The 19,818-nt window shown below is 36.8% G+C and carries 19 protein-coding genes; 4 read left to right on the forward strand and 15 right to left on the reverse strand.

From position 1 onward, the window contains the following. The 3 genes from JST55_07920 (at position 1) to JST55_07930 (ending at position 6,235) form a co-directional block, all read left to right on the forward strand. On the forward strand, positions 1 to 2,976 hold the full coding sequence (locus JST55_07920) for a TonB-dependent receptor (protein MBS1493421.1): 2,976 nt from the start codon (positions 1 to 3) through the stop codon (positions 2,974 to 2,976). 277 nt (positions 2,977 to 3,253) lie between these two features. Beyond that, a complete protein-coding gene (locus JST55_07925; protein ID MBS1493422.1) occupies positions 3,254 to 4,897 on the forward strand; it encodes an alkaline phosphatase family protein in 1,644 nt (547 codons plus the stop codon). Between the two features lie 120 nt (positions 4,898 to 5,017). Further along, positions 5,018 to 6,235, forward strand: coding sequence for a T9SS type A sorting domain-containing protein (locus JST55_07930; GenBank protein MBS1493423.1), 1,218 nt, complete (start codon positions 5,018 to 5,020; stop codon positions 6,233 to 6,235). A 117-nt stretch (positions 6,236 to 6,352) separates the two neighbouring features. Here JST55_07930 and JST55_07935 read toward each other — a convergent pair whose 3' ends face one another. The 4 genes from JST55_07935 to JST55_07950 form a co-directional block, all read right to left on the reverse strand. Further along, a complete protein-coding gene (locus JST55_07935; GenBank protein ID MBS1493424.1) occupies positions 6,353 to 6,757 on the reverse strand; it encodes a hypothetical protein in 405 nt (134 codons plus the stop codon). 220 nt (positions 6,758 to 6,977) lie between these two features. Further along, a complete protein-coding gene (locus JST55_07940; GenBank protein ID MBS1493425.1) occupies positions 6,978 to 7,472 on the reverse strand; it encodes a GNAT family N-acetyltransferase in 495 nt (164 codons plus the stop codon). After that, a complete protein-coding gene (locus JST55_07945; protein ID MBS1493426.1) occupies positions 7,469 to 7,987 on the reverse strand; it encodes a hypothetical protein in 519 nt (172 codons plus the stop codon). Before JST55_07945 ends, JST55_07940 begins: the two co-directional genes overlap by 4 nt. After that, complete coding sequence (locus JST55_07950; protein MBS1493427.1) at positions 7,984 to 9,534, reverse strand: hypothetical protein; 1,551 nt, start codon at positions 9,532 to 9,534, stop codon at positions 7,984 to 7,986. Before JST55_07950 ends, JST55_07945 begins: the two co-directional genes overlap by 4 nt. 549 nt (positions 9,535 to 10,083) lie before the next feature. Between JST55_07950 and JST55_07955 the strand changes: the two genes are divergently transcribed. Then, complete coding sequence (locus tag JST55_07955; protein MBS1493428.1) at positions 10,084 to 10,734, forward strand: dienelactone hydrolase family protein; 651 nt, start codon at positions 10,084 to 10,086, stop codon at positions 10,732 to 10,734. Here the strand turns inward: JST55_07955 and JST55_07960 are convergent. From JST55_07960 to JST55_08010, 11 genes are all read right to left on the reverse strand, one after another. Then, on the reverse strand, positions 10,724 to 11,749 hold the full coding sequence (locus JST55_07960; protein MBS1493429.1) for an amidohydrolase: 1,026 nt from the start codon (positions 11,747 to 11,749) through the stop codon (positions 10,724 to 10,726). The two genes, JST55_07955 and JST55_07960, sit on opposite strands and share 11 nt — an antisense overlap. After that, a complete protein-coding gene (locus JST55_07965) occupies positions 11,746 to 12,264 on the reverse strand; it encodes a 3-hydroxyanthranilate 3,4-dioxygenase (protein ID MBS1493430.1) in 519 nt (172 codons plus the stop codon). The genes JST55_07960 and JST55_07965 overlap by 4 nt, the downstream gene beginning before the upstream one ends. Before the next feature lie 26 nt (positions 12,265 to 12,290). Then, on the reverse strand, positions 12,291 to 14,063 hold the full coding sequence (locus tag JST55_07970) for a S8 family serine peptidase (protein ID MBS1493431.1): 1,773 nt from the start codon (positions 14,061 to 14,063) through the stop codon (positions 12,291 to 12,293). A gap of 15 nt (positions 14,064 to 14,078) precedes the next feature. After that, the gene (locus tag JST55_07975; GenBank protein MBS1493432.1) at positions 14,079 to 14,573 is read right to left on the reverse strand and encodes a DinB family protein; all 495 of its coding nucleotides are present in this window, start codon (positions 14,571 to 14,573) and stop codon (positions 14,079 to 14,081) included. Between the two features lie 11 nt (positions 14,574 to 14,584). After that, positions 14,585 to 15,067 (reverse strand): DinB family protein, encoded by a 483-nt coding sequence (locus JST55_07980; protein MBS1493433.1) that lies wholly within the window; start codon positions 15,065 to 15,067, stop codon positions 14,585 to 14,587. Positions 15,068 to 15,073: 6 nt separating this feature from the next. Continuing rightward, positions 15,074 to 16,417: a hypothetical protein gene (locus tag JST55_07985; GenBank protein MBS1493434.1), complete on the reverse strand. Its 1,344-nt coding sequence runs from the start codon at positions 16,415 to 16,417 to the stop codon at positions 15,074 to 15,076. 4 nt (positions 16,418 to 16,421) lie between these two features. Further along, positions 16,422 to 17,003 carry a DUF899 family protein gene (locus JST55_07990; protein MBS1493435.1) on the reverse strand — a complete coding sequence of 194 codons (582 nt, stop codon included), beginning with the start codon at positions 17,001 to 17,003 and terminating at the stop codon, positions 16,422 to 16,424. Positions 17,004 to 17,012: 9 nt separating this feature from the next. Next, on the reverse strand, positions 17,013 to 17,597 hold the full coding sequence (locus JST55_07995; protein ID MBS1493436.1) for a DUF899 family protein: 585 nt from the start codon (positions 17,595 to 17,597) through the stop codon (positions 17,013 to 17,015). Positions 17,598 to 17,805: 208 nt separating this feature from the next. Further along, on the reverse strand, positions 17,806 to 19,128 hold the full coding sequence (locus JST55_08000) for an NCS2 family permease (GenBank protein MBS1493437.1): 1,323 nt from the start codon (positions 19,126 to 19,128) through the stop codon (positions 17,806 to 17,808). A 4-nt stretch (positions 19,129 to 19,132) separates the two neighbouring features. Then, positions 19,133 to 19,594 (reverse strand): DUF3368 domain-containing protein, encoded by a 462-nt coding sequence (locus tag JST55_08005; GenBank protein ID MBS1493438.1) that lies wholly within the window; start codon positions 19,592 to 19,594, stop codon positions 19,133 to 19,135. Continuing rightward, positions 19,587 to 19,814 carry a UPF0175 family protein gene (locus JST55_08010; protein MBS1493439.1) on the reverse strand — a complete coding sequence of 76 codons (228 nt, stop codon included), beginning with the start codon at positions 19,812 to 19,814 and terminating at the stop codon, positions 19,587 to 19,589. The genes JST55_08005 and JST55_08010 overlap by 8 nt, the downstream gene beginning before the upstream one ends. Positions 19,815 to 19,818 lie beyond the last annotated feature (4 nt).

A 19,818-nucleotide genomic window follows, 5' to 3' on the forward strand; every position in this document is an offset into this window, starting at 1 on the left:
ATGCAAAATTTTTACAAATTTATTCTGGCATTTTTATTTCTGGCAGCAGGATTTAATTATTCTAATGCTCAGGTAGTTTTCACTGTATCAGGCACAGTTACAAGTTCTGAAACGGGTGAAGCCATCAGCGGAGCAGTTGTTGCCGCAGGCACAAAAAAAGCCGCCACTGACAGCTACGGCAAATACAGCATCAGCGGATTAATGGCAGGCACATACACCATTACTGCCACTTACGTCGGTTATGTTACAGGCAGCGAAGAAGTTTCTGTTACAGGAAACACAACGGTAAACTTCAACCTGAAAACAGGTTCAGTTAACACCGAAGAAATTATCGTTGAAATTAACAGAGCGAAGGACAGAGAAACACCTGTTGCTTTCACTGACGTAACACAAAAACAAATTGAAGCCCGCATCAACGGACAGGATGCTCCGCTTCTTACAAAAAATGTTCCTGGACTTTATGCATATTCTACTGACGGAGTTGGTAACGGCGAAACTAAAATGCTTGTAAGAGGTTTCTCACAAAATTATGTTCAGGTATTGATAAACGGTATTCCTACAAACGACCCTGAATCAAACTCAGTGTTCTGGTCTAACTGGGGCGGAGTTTCTGCAAACGCAGGCTCAATACAGATCCAGCGCGGCGCAGGTTCATCACTTTACGGCGCAGGTTCATTTGGCGGTTCATTTAACATATTAACTGAAACACCAAGCTTAACTCCATTCTACGGAGCAAATCTTACTCTCGGAAGTCCTTTAAGTACAATGTACGGAATTAATATCGGTACAGGTCTTGTCGGCAAATTTGCCGGCGCGCTTAATGTTGATAGAAAAATCGGCGAAGGCTCACGTATTAGCGGAAGATATGAAGGCTACAATTATTATACTTCGATGTCTTACTACATGACTTCAAAGCAGACATTAAATTTAGTTTTACACGGCGGACCGCAGGAACACGGATTTTCAAACAGCGGTGATGCAGTTTATTTTGCAAAGTACGGTTACAAAGCAAATCCTTCTTTCTTCCTTCCTGTAGATGTTGTTACTCAGCTTCCTGCTAATGCAACAACAGGAAAAGTAAATTACGGATTGCAAGGCGACTACTCAAGGACTCTCGATGACGGAAAATTTGTAAACATTGCTACAAACTTTTTCCATAAGCCTCAGCTAGAACTTCACTACAACAATGATATAAATAATAAGAGCGTTTTAAGAACAACTGCATTCTTATCACTCGGAAGAGGCGCAGGTTCATCATTGAACGGCGGAAGCATAATTAATATCGGACCCACGCTTACAACTTCAGGAGTATTTCAAATCAAGAGACCTGACGTTGGTTACAACGGAACAACAATAGATACTCTTTTAATCAGCAGATTAAACGCAGACGGTTACATTGCCGATTCAAACACTGCCCGTCAATATTTATTGGCAAATGCAAATCAGAGAATCAGTTACTCACTTCACAGCCAGTACGGATTACTTACAAGTTTTTCACAGGATGTAAGCAAAACTTTCAAGTACACAGCAGGTGCAGAGTTCAGAAACTGGAGAGCTGACCACCCTGGGCAATTTACAAATTTATTCGGAAAGCAAACCATCAATCTTACTTATGCATCGGATACAAGTACAGTTGCAGGAGTTGTAAAGACGGCTACATTTAGTCGTCCTGTATATCAGGGTGATCTTGAAGGACCTGCCGGGGATTTAGGAAGTCCTTTCTCCTATAACCTCGCAACTAACGATCCTACATACAGAACTCAATACAGAAACTACAGAGGTGAAGTGCCTCAGCTTACACTTTTCGGGCAAGGTAATTTTATGTTCAACAAACTGAACATTATGACATCACTTCAGTACGTCTGGTACAAATATACATTGACTGAAAACATGCCTTCAGAAAATGCAATCGGTAAGAAACTTACAGCCGCTCAGGTTTCTGCTTTGGGACTTGTGAATGAAGGACCTGACGGAGCAGGAAAATTTTATATGAAAGGAACAGATAACAGATTTTATGAATTTACTCTGGTAAATAATTCACGTTCACGCGGATTCTTCCAACCGAAAATAGGTTTCAACTACAACGCAACACAAAATATAAATTTCTTTGGTAACTTTGCGCACGTTGAAAGATTTGTTGACCTTGGTGTTTATTACAATCAGGGAAGAATAAATGAAAACGCAGAAGACGAAAAATCAAATCAGTTCGAAGCAGGTTTCGGATTCGGTAATGACGATGTAAACTTTAAAGTAAACGGATACTACATGCTCTGGCAGAATAAGGCTGCAAGCATTCAGGATATCACACAGGCTGGCCAGCCCGGTTACGACAGAAACGGATTTAAAACAGAACTTGTAGGAACATCAGAACACAAAGGTGTTGAAGTTGAATTAAGTATCGGCATTGGTAAATTTATTAAAGTACCGGGACTTGGCTTAACCAGCTCATTTACTTTTATGGATAATACTTGGAAGGAAATTCTTGCAAGCGTAATTAATAATCCTGACGGCTCTTTGAGAGTATTTAACAACAACGCAAGAAATGCTAACGGCGATAAAATAAATGTTTACTATAATGATTTATTAGGAAAGCATCTTGCCAGCGGACCGCAGATGATGATTAACGCAGGATTGAATTATACATATAAATCTTTTTTCACAGGTGTTGATATGAACTTTGCAGCAAGAGATTATTTCTTAGACGGCGAAACATACGGCGCAATTACATCTGTTCTTATCGGAACAAACGGTTCAAAAGAAATTTATCAGACAACTTTTGATAACCAATTACCGACAAGAGCAATTGTAGGAGCATATGCAGGTTATAATTTTAATTTCAACAAGAAATTAAAAGGGCAGCTTACATTACAGTCAGCTAATTTATTTGATAAGGACTATCTTGCATCAGCCGACAGATTCGGTGTAATACCGGGCGAGAAAAGAACTTTCAGAATTAATTTAACTATTGGTTTATAATTGTTATATTATTGCGCCCTTACCTTAGGCAGGCAGGGGCGCAATCTTAAACACTTATCCCAATGTTTAAAGCACTATTTGCTGTTTTGGATTCAGTTGTTGCCTGGTCAATCATATTAATCTATGCCATTGTAATTTTAATAAAACTGGCAGACAAAATTTTTTAATTTGATTTTATCAGGGGCATAAAATCTAATAACAATTGACATAAATTTGATTATACGTTAACACGTTTATTATATACATTTCGTATTGTTGATTTAATTTTCCGATTACATTGAAACATCTACTCCCTCATAAAACAATACTCCTCTTATTATTTTTATTTCTCTGCGCAAATTCTTACTCTCAGACTTCCAAACAAAAATCTCAAAAACCAAAATTAGTTATAGGCATTGTAGTTGACCAGATGTCTAACGATTATCTCTCCCGTTTTGTTAATAAATTTTCCGAGACAGGATTTAAAAGATTACTAAGCAGCGGATTTTATTTTAAGAATTCTTACTATGAATACGTTCCTACCGTTACTGCTGCAGGACATACATCCATATATACAGGTACACTCCCTTCTTTAAACGGAATAATATCAAATGAATGGTACGACAGAGCAAACAATAAAATTGTTTACTGCGCCGATGATAAATCAGTCACAGCAGTGGGGATAGATTCTCCAAAAGAAAAAATGTCACCTGTAAATATTCTTTCTTCAACAGTTACCGATGAATTAAAAAAATCAGACTCGAATTCCAAAGTTCTAAGCATTTCAATAAAAGACAGGGGTTCGATTTTTCCCGGAGGACATCTGGGAAAATCTTTCTGGTTCAACGATGCTTCAGGAAAATTTATTACATCCTCTTATTACATGAATGAGCTTCCTATATGGCTTAATAATTTTAATAACAGAAATCTTAATGATTTTTATTTGAGTCAGTCATGGAATACTCTGTATCCTATAGAAACATATACTGAAAGCACTGCAGACAGCGTGCCATGGGAATCGTTATACAAAGGAATAAAGTCACCGGTGTTTCCCTATGACTTGCCGGCGCTGAGAAGTAAAAATCCTGAGCTGCTTGCTTATACTCCATATGGAAACTCTATTTTAAAAGAACTTGCGCTAACAGTTTTAGAAAATGAGAAAATGGGAAAGGGAAAATCCACGGATTTTCTTTGTGTGAGTTTTTCTTTCCCTGATAAAGTCGGCCATCACTTCGGACCCAACTCAATTGAACTGGAAGACACATATTTAAGATTGGATAAAGACCTCACTGAAATTTTTGATTACATTGATAAAAATATTGGTATGGAGAACACCTTGATATTTCTCACCTCAGATCATTCTGCTGCATCCGCTCCCGGATATTTAAAAAGCATTGGAGTGGAGGCGGGAAATATTAACACAAAAAAATTACAGGATTCAATTGAAACTTATCTTGGAAAAAAATATGGCGACGATGATTATGTGGTATGGATTCAGAATTTACAAATTTATCTGAATAAAAAAGTGCTGGATGCTAAAAACTTATCTTTGGAAAATATTGAAAATGAAATCTGTGACTATCTAAAAAATTATGAAGGTATAAATGAAACTTATACTTTTGCTGGAATAGATAAAGGAATCTACAGCGGTGAAAATTCTAAATTAATATATAACGGTTTTGTTAAAGAAAAATCGGGCGATGTGTTTATGGTTTTAGATTCAAACTGGATATGGAATATGAGCAGAGGCACAACTCACGGCAGCGTTTATAAATATGACAGGAACGTACCGCTCCTATGGTGCGGCTGGAACGTGAAGCACGGAGAGACCGATGAATATAACTCTCAGTGCGATATTGCTCCGACAGTATCGGAAATTTTGAATATACCGAAGCCGTCTAAGAGTGTCGGTAAGTCGCTGAAAAAAATTTTAATGAAATAAAATTCATCTTTCAAAATAATTTTAAATAAATTATTATTGAAGAGTAATAAGTAAATCTACAAGTTCATCCTCCCCGCAAAACGGATAATTTATCCGCCTATAATTTATTAAATTTTTTATATGAAATTTAAATTTATTTTTCTCATTCTCCTATTTGCAAAAATTTCATTTGCGGGATGGTTTCAGCAAAACAGCGGAACAACAAAAAATTTGTACGGAGTAAACTTCAACCACGGTAACGAAAATATAGTATGGGCTTGCGGTGAAGACGGACTTATACTTTATACCTCTAACGGCGGCACAACATGGATTCAGCAGAACAGCGGAACAACGAATACTTTGTATGCAGTTATTTTTATGGAGCAGACTACTTCGCCTATACTTGCTGTCGGTAAAAACGGAACAATAGTTCGCACTACACTTTCTTCACTGGTATGGAATGTAATTCCATCGCCGACAACTAAAACTTTAAAAGATATTTCAGAATTTAATTTTATTGCAGTCGGAGATTCAGGAGCAATGATACGAAGCACTGATCTCGGCTTAACCTGGGCGTTGCTGCCGCAGGTGACAAATGTAAATTTAAACGCAGTCACGGGAATTTTTAATCAGCTGGCAGTTGGAGATAACGGAACAATTTTGAGGTCAGCAGGACTCGGGCAGAACTGGTCATCTCTTGCAAGCGGCACAACGGAAAATTTGTACGGAGTTCCTTTGTTTAACTCTCCAATGATTTTTGTAGGGGCAAACGGACTCATAAGAAAAAGCACTAATGTAGGCGCTAACTGGATGACACTTCCAACAGGTACAACTGCTAAATTAAATGCAATAGAGTACTCGGTAAATAATGACAGCAGAATATATGTTCCCGGTAATAACGGATTGATATTAAAATCAACGAACGGAGGCGTTACATTCGGAAGACAGCAAAGCGGAACGAATGTAAACCTGAATGCAACATTCTTTTATCTTGATGATAACACGGGCTACGTTGTTGGAGATAACGGAACGATATTAAAAACAACTGACGGCGGCGGCACGATAACAGGATTTGAAAATGAAGTTACCGATGTAAAAAGCTTTATGCTTGAGCAGAACTATCCTAATCCATTCAACCCGTCAACGAAAATAAATTTTTCAATTCCTGAAACGGAATTTGTCTCGATAAAAATTTATGATGCACAGGGAAGAGAACTTGAAGAAATTATGAATGAAATGAAGGAGGCAGGAAGTTATAATGTTACATTTAACGGAGCTGATTTAGCAGGCGGAATTTATTTTTATAAAATAACAGCAGGGAAATTTTCAGAGACTAAGAAAATGGTGCTTGTGAAATAAACTTGGATACACATAAACTTTAAATGCAAAGATCGCAAAGAAGTATAGAAAAAAACATCTGAACTTAGCGTTCTTTGCGAAAAGTCTTAGCGTTCTTTGCGTTTAATTTTTTTAAAACTAGCTCCACAACCAGAATTTACTCTTCGAAAAAGTCGGATAGATTAAAGAAGAATCTTTTGCATCTATCTTCACCTGAATTGTATCGCCTTCTTTTATAAATGCAAGCTCGGAGTTATCAATCATCCATGAAGTGGTTGCGAGGTAAGGTTCTCCCTCCGGCGGTCTGACTTCAAGACGAAGGTCAACTCTCATTTCGCTTCTTCCCACAGAATAGGATTTAATCACGCTTACAATTAATGCCGTTGCAAAAATTGCGGATTGAAAATTTTGTTCGTAGTCATCGGCTTTTTTCTGAATGGCTTTTGTCTCGCTTGAGTTGCGTGTAAAAATTTTAATGAAGGCAATCGTAATGGATAAGGTAATTATGGTTGCGACAATTATTATTACGGTCTGTACGGGCATCGGACTTATATTTTAACAGATGTTTTTGATTAAAATAAAAATTAGAAAAAGTAATAAAAATGTTCAGATTTTGTTCAATTATTTTGCTGTTTTAATAAGAGATTATTTTCAGCTTTACATAATGCAAAAATAAAAAACTGTTTTCGCATGGAATTATTTTCACTCTTTAAATTTTTGCGAAACTTTTGTAATTCCGAGTCAAAATCAAAAGATTTTGGCGTTAAATTTCTTTTCTAACAATATAGTCATTCATAAAATATTTACCAATAGGAACATCAATTTCAGAAATGATTTTAAACCCCAGCTTCTCATAAAAAAATCTCGCAGGGTTATATCGGTTTACATTAAGTTCGATAGCCTCATATTTCCCTTTGCAAATCTCTTCGACCTTATCTAATAAAATTTTTCCTAAACCTTTCTTCTGATGTGAAGGATGAACATAAAGCTTCGGAATGCGAATAATATTTTCTACAGGTACAAACGATAAAAACGCAGCAGGAATTTTTTTCTCGTATAAAATAAAAAACCTGTGCCCCTCGGAAAATTGTTTGCGCAATGATTCATCTGAGTACATATCGTTATACATAAAATCAAACTGCTCCTGCGAAACAATTTTCAGATACGTTGCCTCCCATGCGGGGAAGGCAATTTCGGTTATAATTCTTATATCGTCTGTATTAGCCTCAAGAATTTCTATAGGTAAATCTGAACTCATTTAAAAATTTGGTTTAATTCTTTTCTGTTCTTAACTCTTATAATTTTTTTACTCTCTGAATATTGCTTGAGTAATTCCCTTAACTGCGGCTCATATACTTTATGCACCATCCACATTGCCTTTATCATTCTTCTTGTCTTCTTCCGGATGTTGCTGTTGGGCGGGTCATAGGGATTTTGTTTAAATGTATATTGAAGATGTCTCTTCAGCGCATACCAGTAACAAAGCCATATATTGAACTCAAGATATATAATTAAATCCGCTGCATCCGCTCTCATAGGAATTGTAGAATTGAATGACCATCCCTCTACAATCCATTGTTCAGTATTAAGAATACCTTTTAGCTTATCAATAAATTCCTTTTCCGAAATTGCAGTCCAGTTAGAATTAAATGTAAGCTGATCCAGATGATATACAGGAATTTTTAATCTGTTTGAAAGTGTATCTCCGAGGGTTGATTTACCGCTTCCGCCGTTGCCAAGAATAATTATTTTTTTATATCCGGAGATATTCAAGATTTTAACACTGACTGCACCTTTAAATCTTTGAATGATGCATTACTGAACTTGCTTTTTGCCCAGTTAACATAATCAAAAAATCTGAACGAAGTTAAATCTGTTTTTTTCTTCTGCAGCTGGGTTAAATTAAAGTACAGCTCTTCAAATGAATTTGTAATTTCTTTTTTTGTGATCTTATCGTTTATTGTGTTAAAAAAATCAAAGACAATTTTTTCAAACATTGTAAGTTTTTTTCTATCCTTAAAAAATTTATAAGTGCTTTTTACTAAATAGTCCAGATGCTCTTTGTTATCAAGCTCGTAATGAATTGCAAGATTATATAATTTCGAATGCATATACAAATCCTTTCTCTGGTCAGGCTCGCCGAAATTAATTAACTTATTAATCCACTTAAGAGCATTTTTAAAATCACCTATGCCAAAATAACAGCAGGATATAAAAAAATAAAACTGCATTATTTCTGTAGCCCGTAGCTTCGAACGCTGCGCTTCGATTTTTCTTTCAATAGATTCTGCCAGCGTTACTCCGTTCTCAAACTGTCCCGTCTCAAAAAAAACTATCAGCTCTAACTTGAACGAAAGAAACATATAAGTCTTTACGTATTCTGTACTGAGAATTTTATAACGCTCAGGAATAGTACGGAACCTTTCGAGATAATAAAAAAATTCATCATACTTTCCGCAATAAGTGCAGGCCACCATCATGTTATAGGAAACATTCAAAAGATTAGTTGCCTTCCTTTCTATCTGACGCGGATAACTCTCAACCATCTCAAGAAATTGTTTCATGTAAGTAAAAGTCTTCTCGAAATTTGTAATGATTGAATTATATGTAGTATGAATGTGATAGAAAAAAACTTTGAATGTATAGGATTCATTCTCATCCATTTTTTGCAGGTAAGGATGAGCCATTATCGCTTTAGCTTTTTTGAGCGCTTTTTCATCCTGAAGCAAACCGTTGTTAGCCATTAAAGAGGTTATCTGCGAGCTTATATTCTGAATCTCGGATTTTTTCTTTAAAGTATTAAGGCAGTGAAGCTCTTCCTGAAAAATATCGTTCTGAAGTTTTTCTATATTCGGATAAACTTTTTCAAAGTAAAGATTTTTTTCTATCTGAAGAATTGTATAAAGCTTTGTATAATTTTCGTATTCGTACGCAATCTTCTTTGCTTTTTTCAGCATCTTCATACTTTGCTCAAACAAAGTTTTATTCATAAGAAGCTCTGCCTGTGCAATGTACTTATCAAATTTATCATCAAGCGATTTTTCACTCTGTGCATTCAGCAGGCTCTTTAAAACAAGATCATACAAATAATTTTTCGCAACGGAGAGCTGATTAACATTTTGAATTTTATTTAGCTTCTCTTTTATAATATCTTCGTTGTAGTCCTCATCGCCTTCAGTTTGCTTTTCAATTTCTTCAAATAATCTTAACGATAAAGTATCTTCATCACCGAACCTCTTCGCATATTTTTTAAAATACGCCCTTTCCGCCTTAGTAAGCGTTTTTATAAGAAAAAACAGATCTGTGGATGAAGTTTTCAATTAATTTTTAAGTGTTTAATATAAATTATTTTACAAAATAGGCAGTAAAAATGTTAATCTAAATCTAATTTTTAGAGACATAAAAACTTGAAAAATAAGCCAGAAATTCAATATTTCACTTAAAACCCTGGTTTTTGCAATCTAATTTTAGCGAAATTTCGATTTTTAAAACGGAGATATTCTTTATATTTTTGAATCAATAAATTAAAATGATAATGGAATTGCTTTTAGATACGGTTAAGGTGAAAGTCAAGAAGACTCTGATAGATACCATTGTACTGAAGCTTCTGATTATTTTACTTTACATCTTTTATCTTTTGTATTAAAGTTTATAAAAAGGGGTAAGCACCGGAGCATTAGAAACTTAGAGGTTAAATTTACAATTTGTGCGAGGATTGTAAAAACTAGTCTCCGGTAAGCTTAAATCCAAAATCATTCTCTGCTTGCTTTGTATATTGTGCGAGAGTATACAAGCAGGCGGAGAATTTTTATTTTATAAAACCCCACGATTTACACTTCAAAAAAAATCCGTAATTTATAATTTGAATTATGGAAATCATTTCAAAAAATATTTCAGTAAAAAAATCCGCAAGATATTTTCTTTCATCACAGAATAAAAATCCGGATACATTAATGTTCGTTCTTCACGGATACGGTATGCCCGCTTTTCATTTTTTAAAAGAGTTTGAAATGATTGATGATGAAAATACTCTGATTGTTTCTCCTGAGGGACTGTCGAGATTTTATACAAAAGGATTTTACGGCAACATCGGCGCCTCATGGATGACTTCTGAAGACAGGGAGAATGAAATAAACGATTACGTAAATTATCTTGATGAAGTTTTTACAGAGGTATTAAATGATTTAGAAAAGAAACCGGAAAAAATTATTTTGCTGGGATTTTCACAGGGAGGCTCTACTGTCACACGCTGGGCAGCAACGGGAAAAGTATCAGCGAATATATTGATAATTCATTCCTCTGATATTCCAAAAGATATAGATTTTGATTTACTGAAATCAAAATCAGAAAAGATGAAAATTCACTGCGTTTACGGTGATGAAGATAAAAGCGTAAGAAAAGAAAATTTTGAGAGTAGCGTGAATTTACTGTACGAAAAAAATATTAAATTTGAACAGCATATTTTCAACGGCGGTCACAATATAAACATCGAAACAGTAAAAAAAATAACTATAGCTTAACTCCTAAAAACTCCACAGCATTTTTCCATAAAAGTTTTTCCTTCAGTTCATTTGTAAAATCCATTCCTTCAATAAGTTTTCCCGGAACATGTTCTCCCAATGGAAAAGGATAATCCGAACCAAGACAAATCTTGTTTTCTCCCATGAGGTTTACAATATACTTCAGAGCTTCCCTATCATGAACAAGTGAATCCAGATAAAACTTCCCTATGTACTCTCTTGGGTTTACGTTGTTATCGACTGCGCATAAGTCAGGCCTTACATTAAATCCGTGTTCAATTCTTCCGATTGTAAAAGGAAACGAACCCCCGCCATGAGCGAAGCAGACTTTCAATTTTTTTAATCGTTCAAAAACTCCGCCGAAAATCATTGAGCATATTGCTCTTGAAGTTTCAGCAGGCATACCGACTAACCACGGAAGCCAGTACTTCGGCATTTCCTTCTTTCCCATCATATCCCAGGGATGCACGAAGATTGCTGCGCCTAACTCTTCCGCTGCCTGAAAAAATTCAAAAAGATTTTCATCATTAAGATTCCACTCTCCCCTTTTATCATGAGGGTCTGCGCTTGCTTCTATGTGTGAACCGATTTCTATCCCTGCAAGACCAAGCTCCTTCATACATCGTTCCATTTCTTTTATGGCAAGCTTAGGTGACTGCATAGGAACAGTTCCCAGTCCTATAAACCTGTCGGGATAATTTTTTACAATATCCGCAATATGGTCATTTAAATATTTTGAAAGGTCCAAAGCATCTTCCGCCTTAGCCCAATAGCTGAACATAACGGGCACAGTGGAAAGCACCTGCATATTTACCTTATGCGAATCACATTCATGAATACGGGTAACGGGGTCCCAGCAGTTGCTTTCAATCTCACGGAAAAATTTTCCGTCAATCATCATCTTTGCGCAGCACGGTTTGTGGTGCTCAAGATTTACCCATCCGCCGTAGCCGTATTTCTCTTTCAGGTTCGCCCAGTTTTCAGGAAGAATGTGTGTGTGTAAATCTATCTTCATGACAGTTTCACCGGAGGTGACATAACTGTTCCGCAATTTTTACATGTTCTTAATTCTTCCGATGAATAAAACTCTTCAAGTAACGGCGGAAGCTGGTTTACAATATCAGTGAGCTTAAAAAACTTTTCGTATAATTTTTCGTGACAGTTTTCGCAATACCACTGGAAACCGTCGAGCTCATTTTCATTTCTTTTTCTTTCTATTACTAAGCCAACTGTTCCCGCAGGTCTTCTCGGTGAGTGTGGCACTCTCGAAGGTACGTAATAAACTTCCCCTTCTTTTATCGGAACAATTTTCTGAACGCCGTCTTCAACTATTCCAACTTCAATATCGCCTTCTATCTGATAAAAAAATTCTGGACCTTCCTGAAAGTGATAATCTTTTCTTGAGTTCGGTCCGCCCACAACCATCACGATAAAGTCTCCGTCGTAAATACATTTGTTCCCTACGGGCGGTTTAAAAAGATGACGGTTTTCTTCAATCCATTTTTGAAAATTTATTGGAGCGATAGACATTTTATTTCTCCTTATAGTTTAAATTTTTAATTTCCTGTTAAAGATTTTAAAGCACCGGGGATATTGAGCTTGCCCCAGCCCCATGTAATATTCGGAAGCTTGCCCATTTTATCTTCCTGTATTGCCGTATTTTTTATTATACTTTTTATCTGCGTATTGGTAAGAGTTTTATCATACTGAAGCATCAGAGCTATTAATCCGGTTACGTGAGGCGCTGCAGAACTTGTTCCGCTGAACGTCTGGTAAGAAAAATTTTCTCCTGTAGAAAAAGTTGAGTGCCCCGGCGCGCAGATATCAACTCCTAAATCACCTGTGATTGACCTTCCTCTTCCGCTGTAAGTCGCAACATCGCCAACCTTAGCATTGTCCCAAGCAAAATTTACAACATAAGCGCCGACTTTAATTGTGCTGTCAGCAGTTGCAGGAAATGTAAGCGTTCCTTCATTGGAGAATTTATATTTCCAGTGTGTTTCACCGCCCCATGACTGTCCCACATCATTTACATTGCCGCGCATTACAAAATCTTTTTTTGGCTCTATGTTAATCGTCCAGTCACCGTTTACTCTTGCTGAGTCTTTTCGGTAAAAGCCAAGAGAGAGCAGCATATTTCCCTTTTCACTTTTTGAATACTGATAAGAAATTCTGCAGTCTTTTTTTATAAATCCGCTGCCGCTTGTAGGAATGCTGTATGTCTGAAGGTCGGGACCTATAACATCCAGTGTTTTAAAATCACCCGGATTGCCGTTCCAAAGCAAAGACACAAAAACTCCGTCATTTGGCTTTCCGCTTACGCTGCCTGATGCAGAGACAGTGTAAGAATATTTTCCGTTTGTTTTTAATGAGTCATCAAATACACATCGAGCAGCAGCAAGATTTCCCGTTGCAGTTACAACAGGATAGCCTTCTTCGCAATACTGACGCGCAAGAACTTCTTCCGGAGTTGTGCCGTCCATCGGCTCCCATGACCATTCGCCGTCTTCAAATAACATTGTGTTTGCGCCTTCATCTTTTAAAAATTTCATTAGGTCAGGAAAGTTTTTTACAAATCGCGGAGTATAATCATAAGCAATATCTGCCATTACAAGTTCTGCATCGGGTGCAATACCGTGAAGCTTATGCAATCCTCCGATTCCCCCGAGAATTATACCTGCTACACCTGTTCCGTGATTGAAATCATCTTTTTCATTTTTAATAAGGTCAGTTCCTCTTCTTCTTATTGTCCCGTCCTTTTGTCTTACAGAAATTACTTTAGATGTTTTTAAGCCGATTATTTTTTCTCCGGCAACTAATTCTTTAGCTTCAAAGTTTGACGGAATAAAAAATTGTTCGCCGTAAGTGGGGTCGCTTTCGGAAAATCCCGCCTGCTCACCAAAATCTCTTTTGCCGTTTTTGTTTTTATCGTTGTAAAGAAAATCCATATCGGGATTATAAACACTTCTGTCCGATATTCTAAACGGACCAAAAGTCTTATCGGTAATTTCCAGATAATTTAATATTTCGTTGTCTGAAATTTTGCCGTCGTTGTTTAAGTCAACTCCGTCTGTTCCCGCCGTAAATTTCCCGTCCCCGTTTACATCTATCCAGTTAAATTCTCCTCCGTCTGCAAAGAAAAAGAACGGATGAAAAATATCGATGCCGGAATCCATATCTCCTACTATAATTCCTTTTCCCGTTAACGGATTACCTGACTTATCTAAAAATTTATCTTTTAATATAGTCGTAATTTCAGGGTCTTTTACCTGAGCAATTATTGATGAAAATGTTAAAAGAAATAAAATAATTAATTTATAAGATTTCATTTTTGATTTAATATTTTAATACGCAGCTTTGCCTGCTCTTGATACCAGTACTGATAACTGTCCTGCATGATACATCTGATGCAGCTGCCAGAACTTGGCAATATTTTCTTTTGTTTTAAAAAAATCGTTTTCAAATTCATCCACTTTTGCATGCGACTGTTTCAATTCTTCATCGGTAAGCTCTGCATATATTTTTTTATTTTTTTCAATTACTTCTTTCCATTGCTTTCGCAGCAGGGAGGCAGGTGCATAAGCTTCTACCGGTTGTAATTTACTCTTAGCACCGAAAATTTCGTAATACTCAGGAAACAATAAATCACCTTTTCCCATGTAAAGAGAAAAGTCATCATCGCTTACAATTAAATGCCCGAGTATCCATATACCGTGATTCTTTCCCGGAGATAATTCCATTTTTAACTCATCATCAGTAAGCGGGTCAATATTTCCGTTAACCCAGTTTATCATGGAATCGTATTGCGCTGCAAGATATTTTGAAACAGGATTTTCCATTTTAAATTTATCTATGATTTAGATTTAGGCATTAAAACACTTAACTGACCTGTATGATACATTAAATGTACTTGCCAATGGCTAGCGACATCTTCCTTTGTTTTGCAAAAATCATTTTCACCTGTTAATTGTGCCTGCGGTTCATTCAGTTCGGCATCGGTAAGTTCTGCATAAATTTTTTTATTCTTTTCAACCATCTCTTTCCATTTATTTCGCATCTCGGAAACAGGAGGGTAATTATCAACTGATTGCAGTTTTGTATTTTCAGCAAACATATTATGATAATCCATATAGGTTATTTCTCCCTTTCCCATGAATAAAGCAAAATCATCTTCACAAGTAATCAAATGACCCAGCAGCCACACTCCGTGATTTTTACCAGGATTAATTTCTTTTCTTAAATCTTCATCTGAAAGAGAATTTATAATCCAGTCTGCCCAGCCTGAAGAATCAGCATATTGCTTTGCGAGTATTTTTGAAGCCGGATTTTCCAATTTGTATTATTTAATTAAATTTAACATCCATGTAATGCATTCATCTGCATCTACAATTGACCATGAATGCGGATGCCTTAAGCCGTCTAATCTATACCCTTTGCCCAGGGCAGGAATAAATTCTGCGCGAGTGTTCCCGCTTATCTGTAAAAAATTTATCATAGCTGACTGGTCAACGCAGTTCATGTGATAATAATCCCTGGTTTTATATTTCATCTGCCAGGAAATATCGGGGTCAGTATATATTCTTATTGGAACATCAATTAAATATTTTGCATTCCCTCCGTCAGGATGATTCAGCGAGTATTGTGAACCTTCAACATATTTTTCAGGGACTTCCTTTGGCGAGCCGCCGTACAGTTTATCAAAGTAATCTATTAAAAAATAATCTTCGTTGAGTGCAGCTTTTTTTGAATCAGTCAGATTAGCGCTGTCTCTTGTATATAATGCTATTTCCTCTTTGGCTCTGTCATATAAATTTGCCATATCTACGGGAGGATCAACACCAATTGCGGCAAGCGGTTTAATGCTTGTATAAAATTTCCCGCTACGTGAAATCTCAGTATATTGAAGAGCATTTTCTCCTCCGAGAGAAAGTCCGCTTAAAATAAACTTATCAGCAGGCGCATTATATTTTTTTATTATATCGGAAAATGTTGTGTTCAAAAAATTCATCGCAGCAGTATCCGCTTCAAGACCTTTATTATAATTGGTTGAAAGAACCACTGACAAAATATTGTTATCATAACACAGATGCATAAGTTTTTTATTGCAGCTTATTACATTCTCCGCGCCTTCACCTGTTGAGGGCAGGAGAACTAAAACTCCTTTTACATTTTGAGGAGCCAGTGCGTAATAAAAAAGTGTTCCGTTACCTCTGTAAATCTCCTGTGTATCTTCTATTCCTGAATCTATTTTCTTAAGCTTGTTTAAGTAAGAGGCATCTAAATCCAACAGCTCTCCGTCAACAAAATTTCCTTCAAGCTTACCTCCTGTTAACATTAAAATTTTTCCGTTTCCCTGCAGAGTGCCGTTTACGAAATTTCCTTCAGCGCTTCCCCATCCTTCGTAAATATATTTTCCTTTTCCTGTTACGTATCCTTTCTGCATTTCACCGATGTAAGTGGCCACGATATTATTGTTATCGAACCACGTTAATGTTCCGCTGCCGTCTGCGTAGCCGTCTTTACAGCTGCCGCTCCAGGTTACAGTCATTGCTGCATCTACATCGTTCCATACAAGACATCCGGACTTAGTATCTTTTACAAATTGTCCGTTCTGTGCCTGTGAAAAACTATCTGATGAAATTAAAATAATTAACAGGAGTACTACCGGGATTATTATTTTCATTTAATTAAAAATCTTTTTTAATGTTTTCATCGGGAAGAAGTTCGAGGAAACGCCAGACCGAGCAATACATATCCGTTGGTCCGAAAAAATCCTGATTAATTCTTCTTATCTTTCCGTCGTCGGTTTTTTCTAATACAGATAAGCCCGGTTCTATTCCGCCTGCATTATTCTGAAATCCCATTTCTTTTGAAAAATCATTTTCAATTGCGGAGCAGCTTTGGAAAGTCCAGCCACGTGAATTTTTAAATTTCTTATGCGCTTCGATTTCATCACCTGCCATTAATACAAATCCGCTTTTGCCGCGGCTCTCAAGATATTTATACATTCCGTTAAAGCCGTCTGCCCACATAGTGCAGAACGAACACGCTCCTCCCATATTATGAACTACAAAAAGATTTTTATGTCCACCGAACATTTCCGATAGCTTTACTTTGCCGCCATCAGTGGAAGTGAATTCGTAGTCCTGTGAGACAATTGTATCTCCAAGCTTTGCAGTCAGTTCAATTGCTTTTTTTCTCTTTTCATGGATTTCAGTGTAAAGTTCTCTAAGCTCTTTATGTATGGATTTTTTCTCTTCTTCAGTCATTATTTTTATCTAAGAGTTCTCTGTTAAATTTTCATGGGGCAGCAGTTCAAGGAAATGCCATACGGGACAGTACATATCCGTAGGTCCGAACCACTCTTTATTTATTCTTCTTATTTTTCCGTCTTCTGTTTTTTCGAATACAGATACTCCCGGCCAGAAGTTCTCGTCATCGGGACTTTTGAAACCCATCTCCTTCGTAAAATCATTTTCCTTTGCAGAGTAGCTTGTCATAGTCCATCCGCGTGACTCTTTAAATTTTCTGTGAGTTTCCAGGTCATCACCTGCCATTAAAACAAAAGCGCTCTTCCCTCTTCCTTCAATATATTTATACATTCCGTTGAAACCGTCTGCCCACATAGTGCAGTACGGACAGCTCTTGCCCATGTTATGAATTACGAAAAGATTTTTTTTATCTCCGAACATTTCAGAGAGCTTTACTTTGCCGCCGTCAAGAGATGTAAACTCATAATCCTGAGAAACGATAGTATCACCCAGCTTAGCGCCAATCTCTACCATTTTTTTTCTTATTTTCTGAGATTCCTCTTGAAGGGACATTAATTCTTCATTAGCAGATTTGATTTCTTCCTGTGTCATGATGTTTTAGGTTTGGGATTTTTTACAGAAATATTTATAACATACCAATAAGGTAAAATAACCTCAAGAAATAAATTAGTGCGGAGAGAGAAGTTGTTAGTTGACCGTTGGTAGTTGCCGGAAAAGGCAAGGAATACGAATAATGAATTCTGAAATCTTCCGGAATTTGCGATTTTATGTTTTTCCCGATTTTTGATAGTCGGAAGAATTAATTATAAATCAGAAATATCACTGAAACTATATCCAGCACAATAAGCATTGGAGTGAGCTCTTTGTATTTACCAAGGACTAACTTTATAATTGTATAGCTCAGCAGTCCGAAAACAATTCCTTCATTTATTGAAAAAGAGAAAGGTATCATTATCATTGCAATAAAGGCAGGGAATGAAATTTCAAAATCTGTCCAGTCAAGTCGTGTCATCGGAATCATAAACAACGCTCCTACCACAATAAGTATCGGCGCAGTTGCAATGGCAGGAACGATAGAAAGCAGAGGTGAGAAAAACATACAAGGCAGGAATAACAATCCCCCAACAACGGCCGTCAGTCCCGTTCTTCCGCCCTCTCGGATACCCGTAGCTGACTCTATATAAGCAGTGCCTGCGCTGGTTCCGAACACTCCCGAGATAACGGAAGAGAAACCGTCGACAATTAATGACTGCTTTACGTTTCTTGGCTGACCGTCTTTATCAAGCAGGTTGCCCGCTTCGGCAATTCCCATAAATGTTGAAATGCTATCGAACATATCTACGAACACAAAAGTAAATATTACTCCGATGGCGGAGAACTTAAGCGCTCCGATAAAATCCATACTCATAAATAATGAAAAATCGGGTGGGGCGAAAATGCCGTTAAATGTAACAAGAGTCTTTGTCCCGAAGTTAACTGCTGAGGCATCTCCCCATAATCTCCCTATGGGAATTGATAGAATTGTAGTTATTACGATTCCGAGGATAAGAGAGGCCGGGACTTTTTTTATAACTAAAATTATAGTGACTGCAAGTCCGGCTAAGAACGTTGCCGTCATTGCATTCAGAGGAGCTTTGGAAATAAGAGTTGCTTTATTTGCAATAATGAAGCCTGAGTTTTCAAGTCCGATGAGAGCGATGAATAAACCGATGCCCGAAGCAAGACCCATACGAACTGAATGCGGCACTGCCTGAAGAATATGAACGCGTATATTGGAAAACGAGAGCAGCATTATAATAACGCCTGACCAGAATACAGTCCCCAGCGCTGCCTGCCAGCTCATACCCATACCGATAACAGCAGTGTAAGTGAAGAATGCATTTATGCCCATGCCGGGAGCAACGATGATTGGGTTGTTAGCATAAAGTCCCATTGCAACACTTGAAAAGAAGCAGACGAGAACGGTTGCAGTCAGTACGGCAGAGAACGGCATTCCTGCATCTTTTAAAATGGCAGGGTTCACGACTATAATATACATGCATGCAAGGAACGATGTTATTCCTGCAAGCACTTCAATGCGGATGGTTGTGTTGTTCTCGCGAAGGCGGAAGAAGTTTTGCATGGGGTTAAGATAATTCTTCAGATTCTTTTAAAGCGTATGATTCCAGTTCTTCAGATATAAAATAGTTATTGCTTTTAAGTTTTTCCAAAATAGATTTTAAAGATTTTATATGTCCATTCTTTTTAGCTTTTATTAATATTCCCAAGGTTCCGGAAAATTTTAAATCTAATGATTTCGCTATCTTTCTGGCTTTATAATCATCTAAAATTAAAACACTATCTTTTAATTCTATTGCGAGCGCAAGAGAACTTGCTTCTCCTTTTCCTAACTGAATTTCTAAAATTTGCTGTCTCGTTTTATCAATAGGTGACTGCACATTAAACCAGGGTGGAATTTTTAAGCCATATTCTTTAAGCACATCTTCTGTTATGTAAATAGTGTTATAAAGTTTTTTAAGGATTTCCAGCTCATTTATTTTTGATAGTAATATAAGACAACTGGTATCTGAAATTATAATTTCAGGCATTTTTTATATCGTGGGATAAATCAGAAGGGGGATAGTTAAATATAGAAACACCATATCTGCCAAGGAGCTCGGAAAATGTTTTAACCGAAAGACCGGCAAGTTCCGCAGCTTGACCCAGGGAAAGCTTTCCTTGCTCATAAAGTTTGGATGCAAGCATCATGCTTAATTCTTTATCATCTATGTCTAAGGAATCCGGTATATTTAATGTAAGAGATTTCATCTAT

It is taken from the genome of Bacteroidota bacterium (assembly GCA_018266835.1).
Classification (GTDB): Bacteria; Bacteroidota; Ignavibacteria; order Tepidaquicellales; family Tepidaquicellaceae; genus JAFDZO01.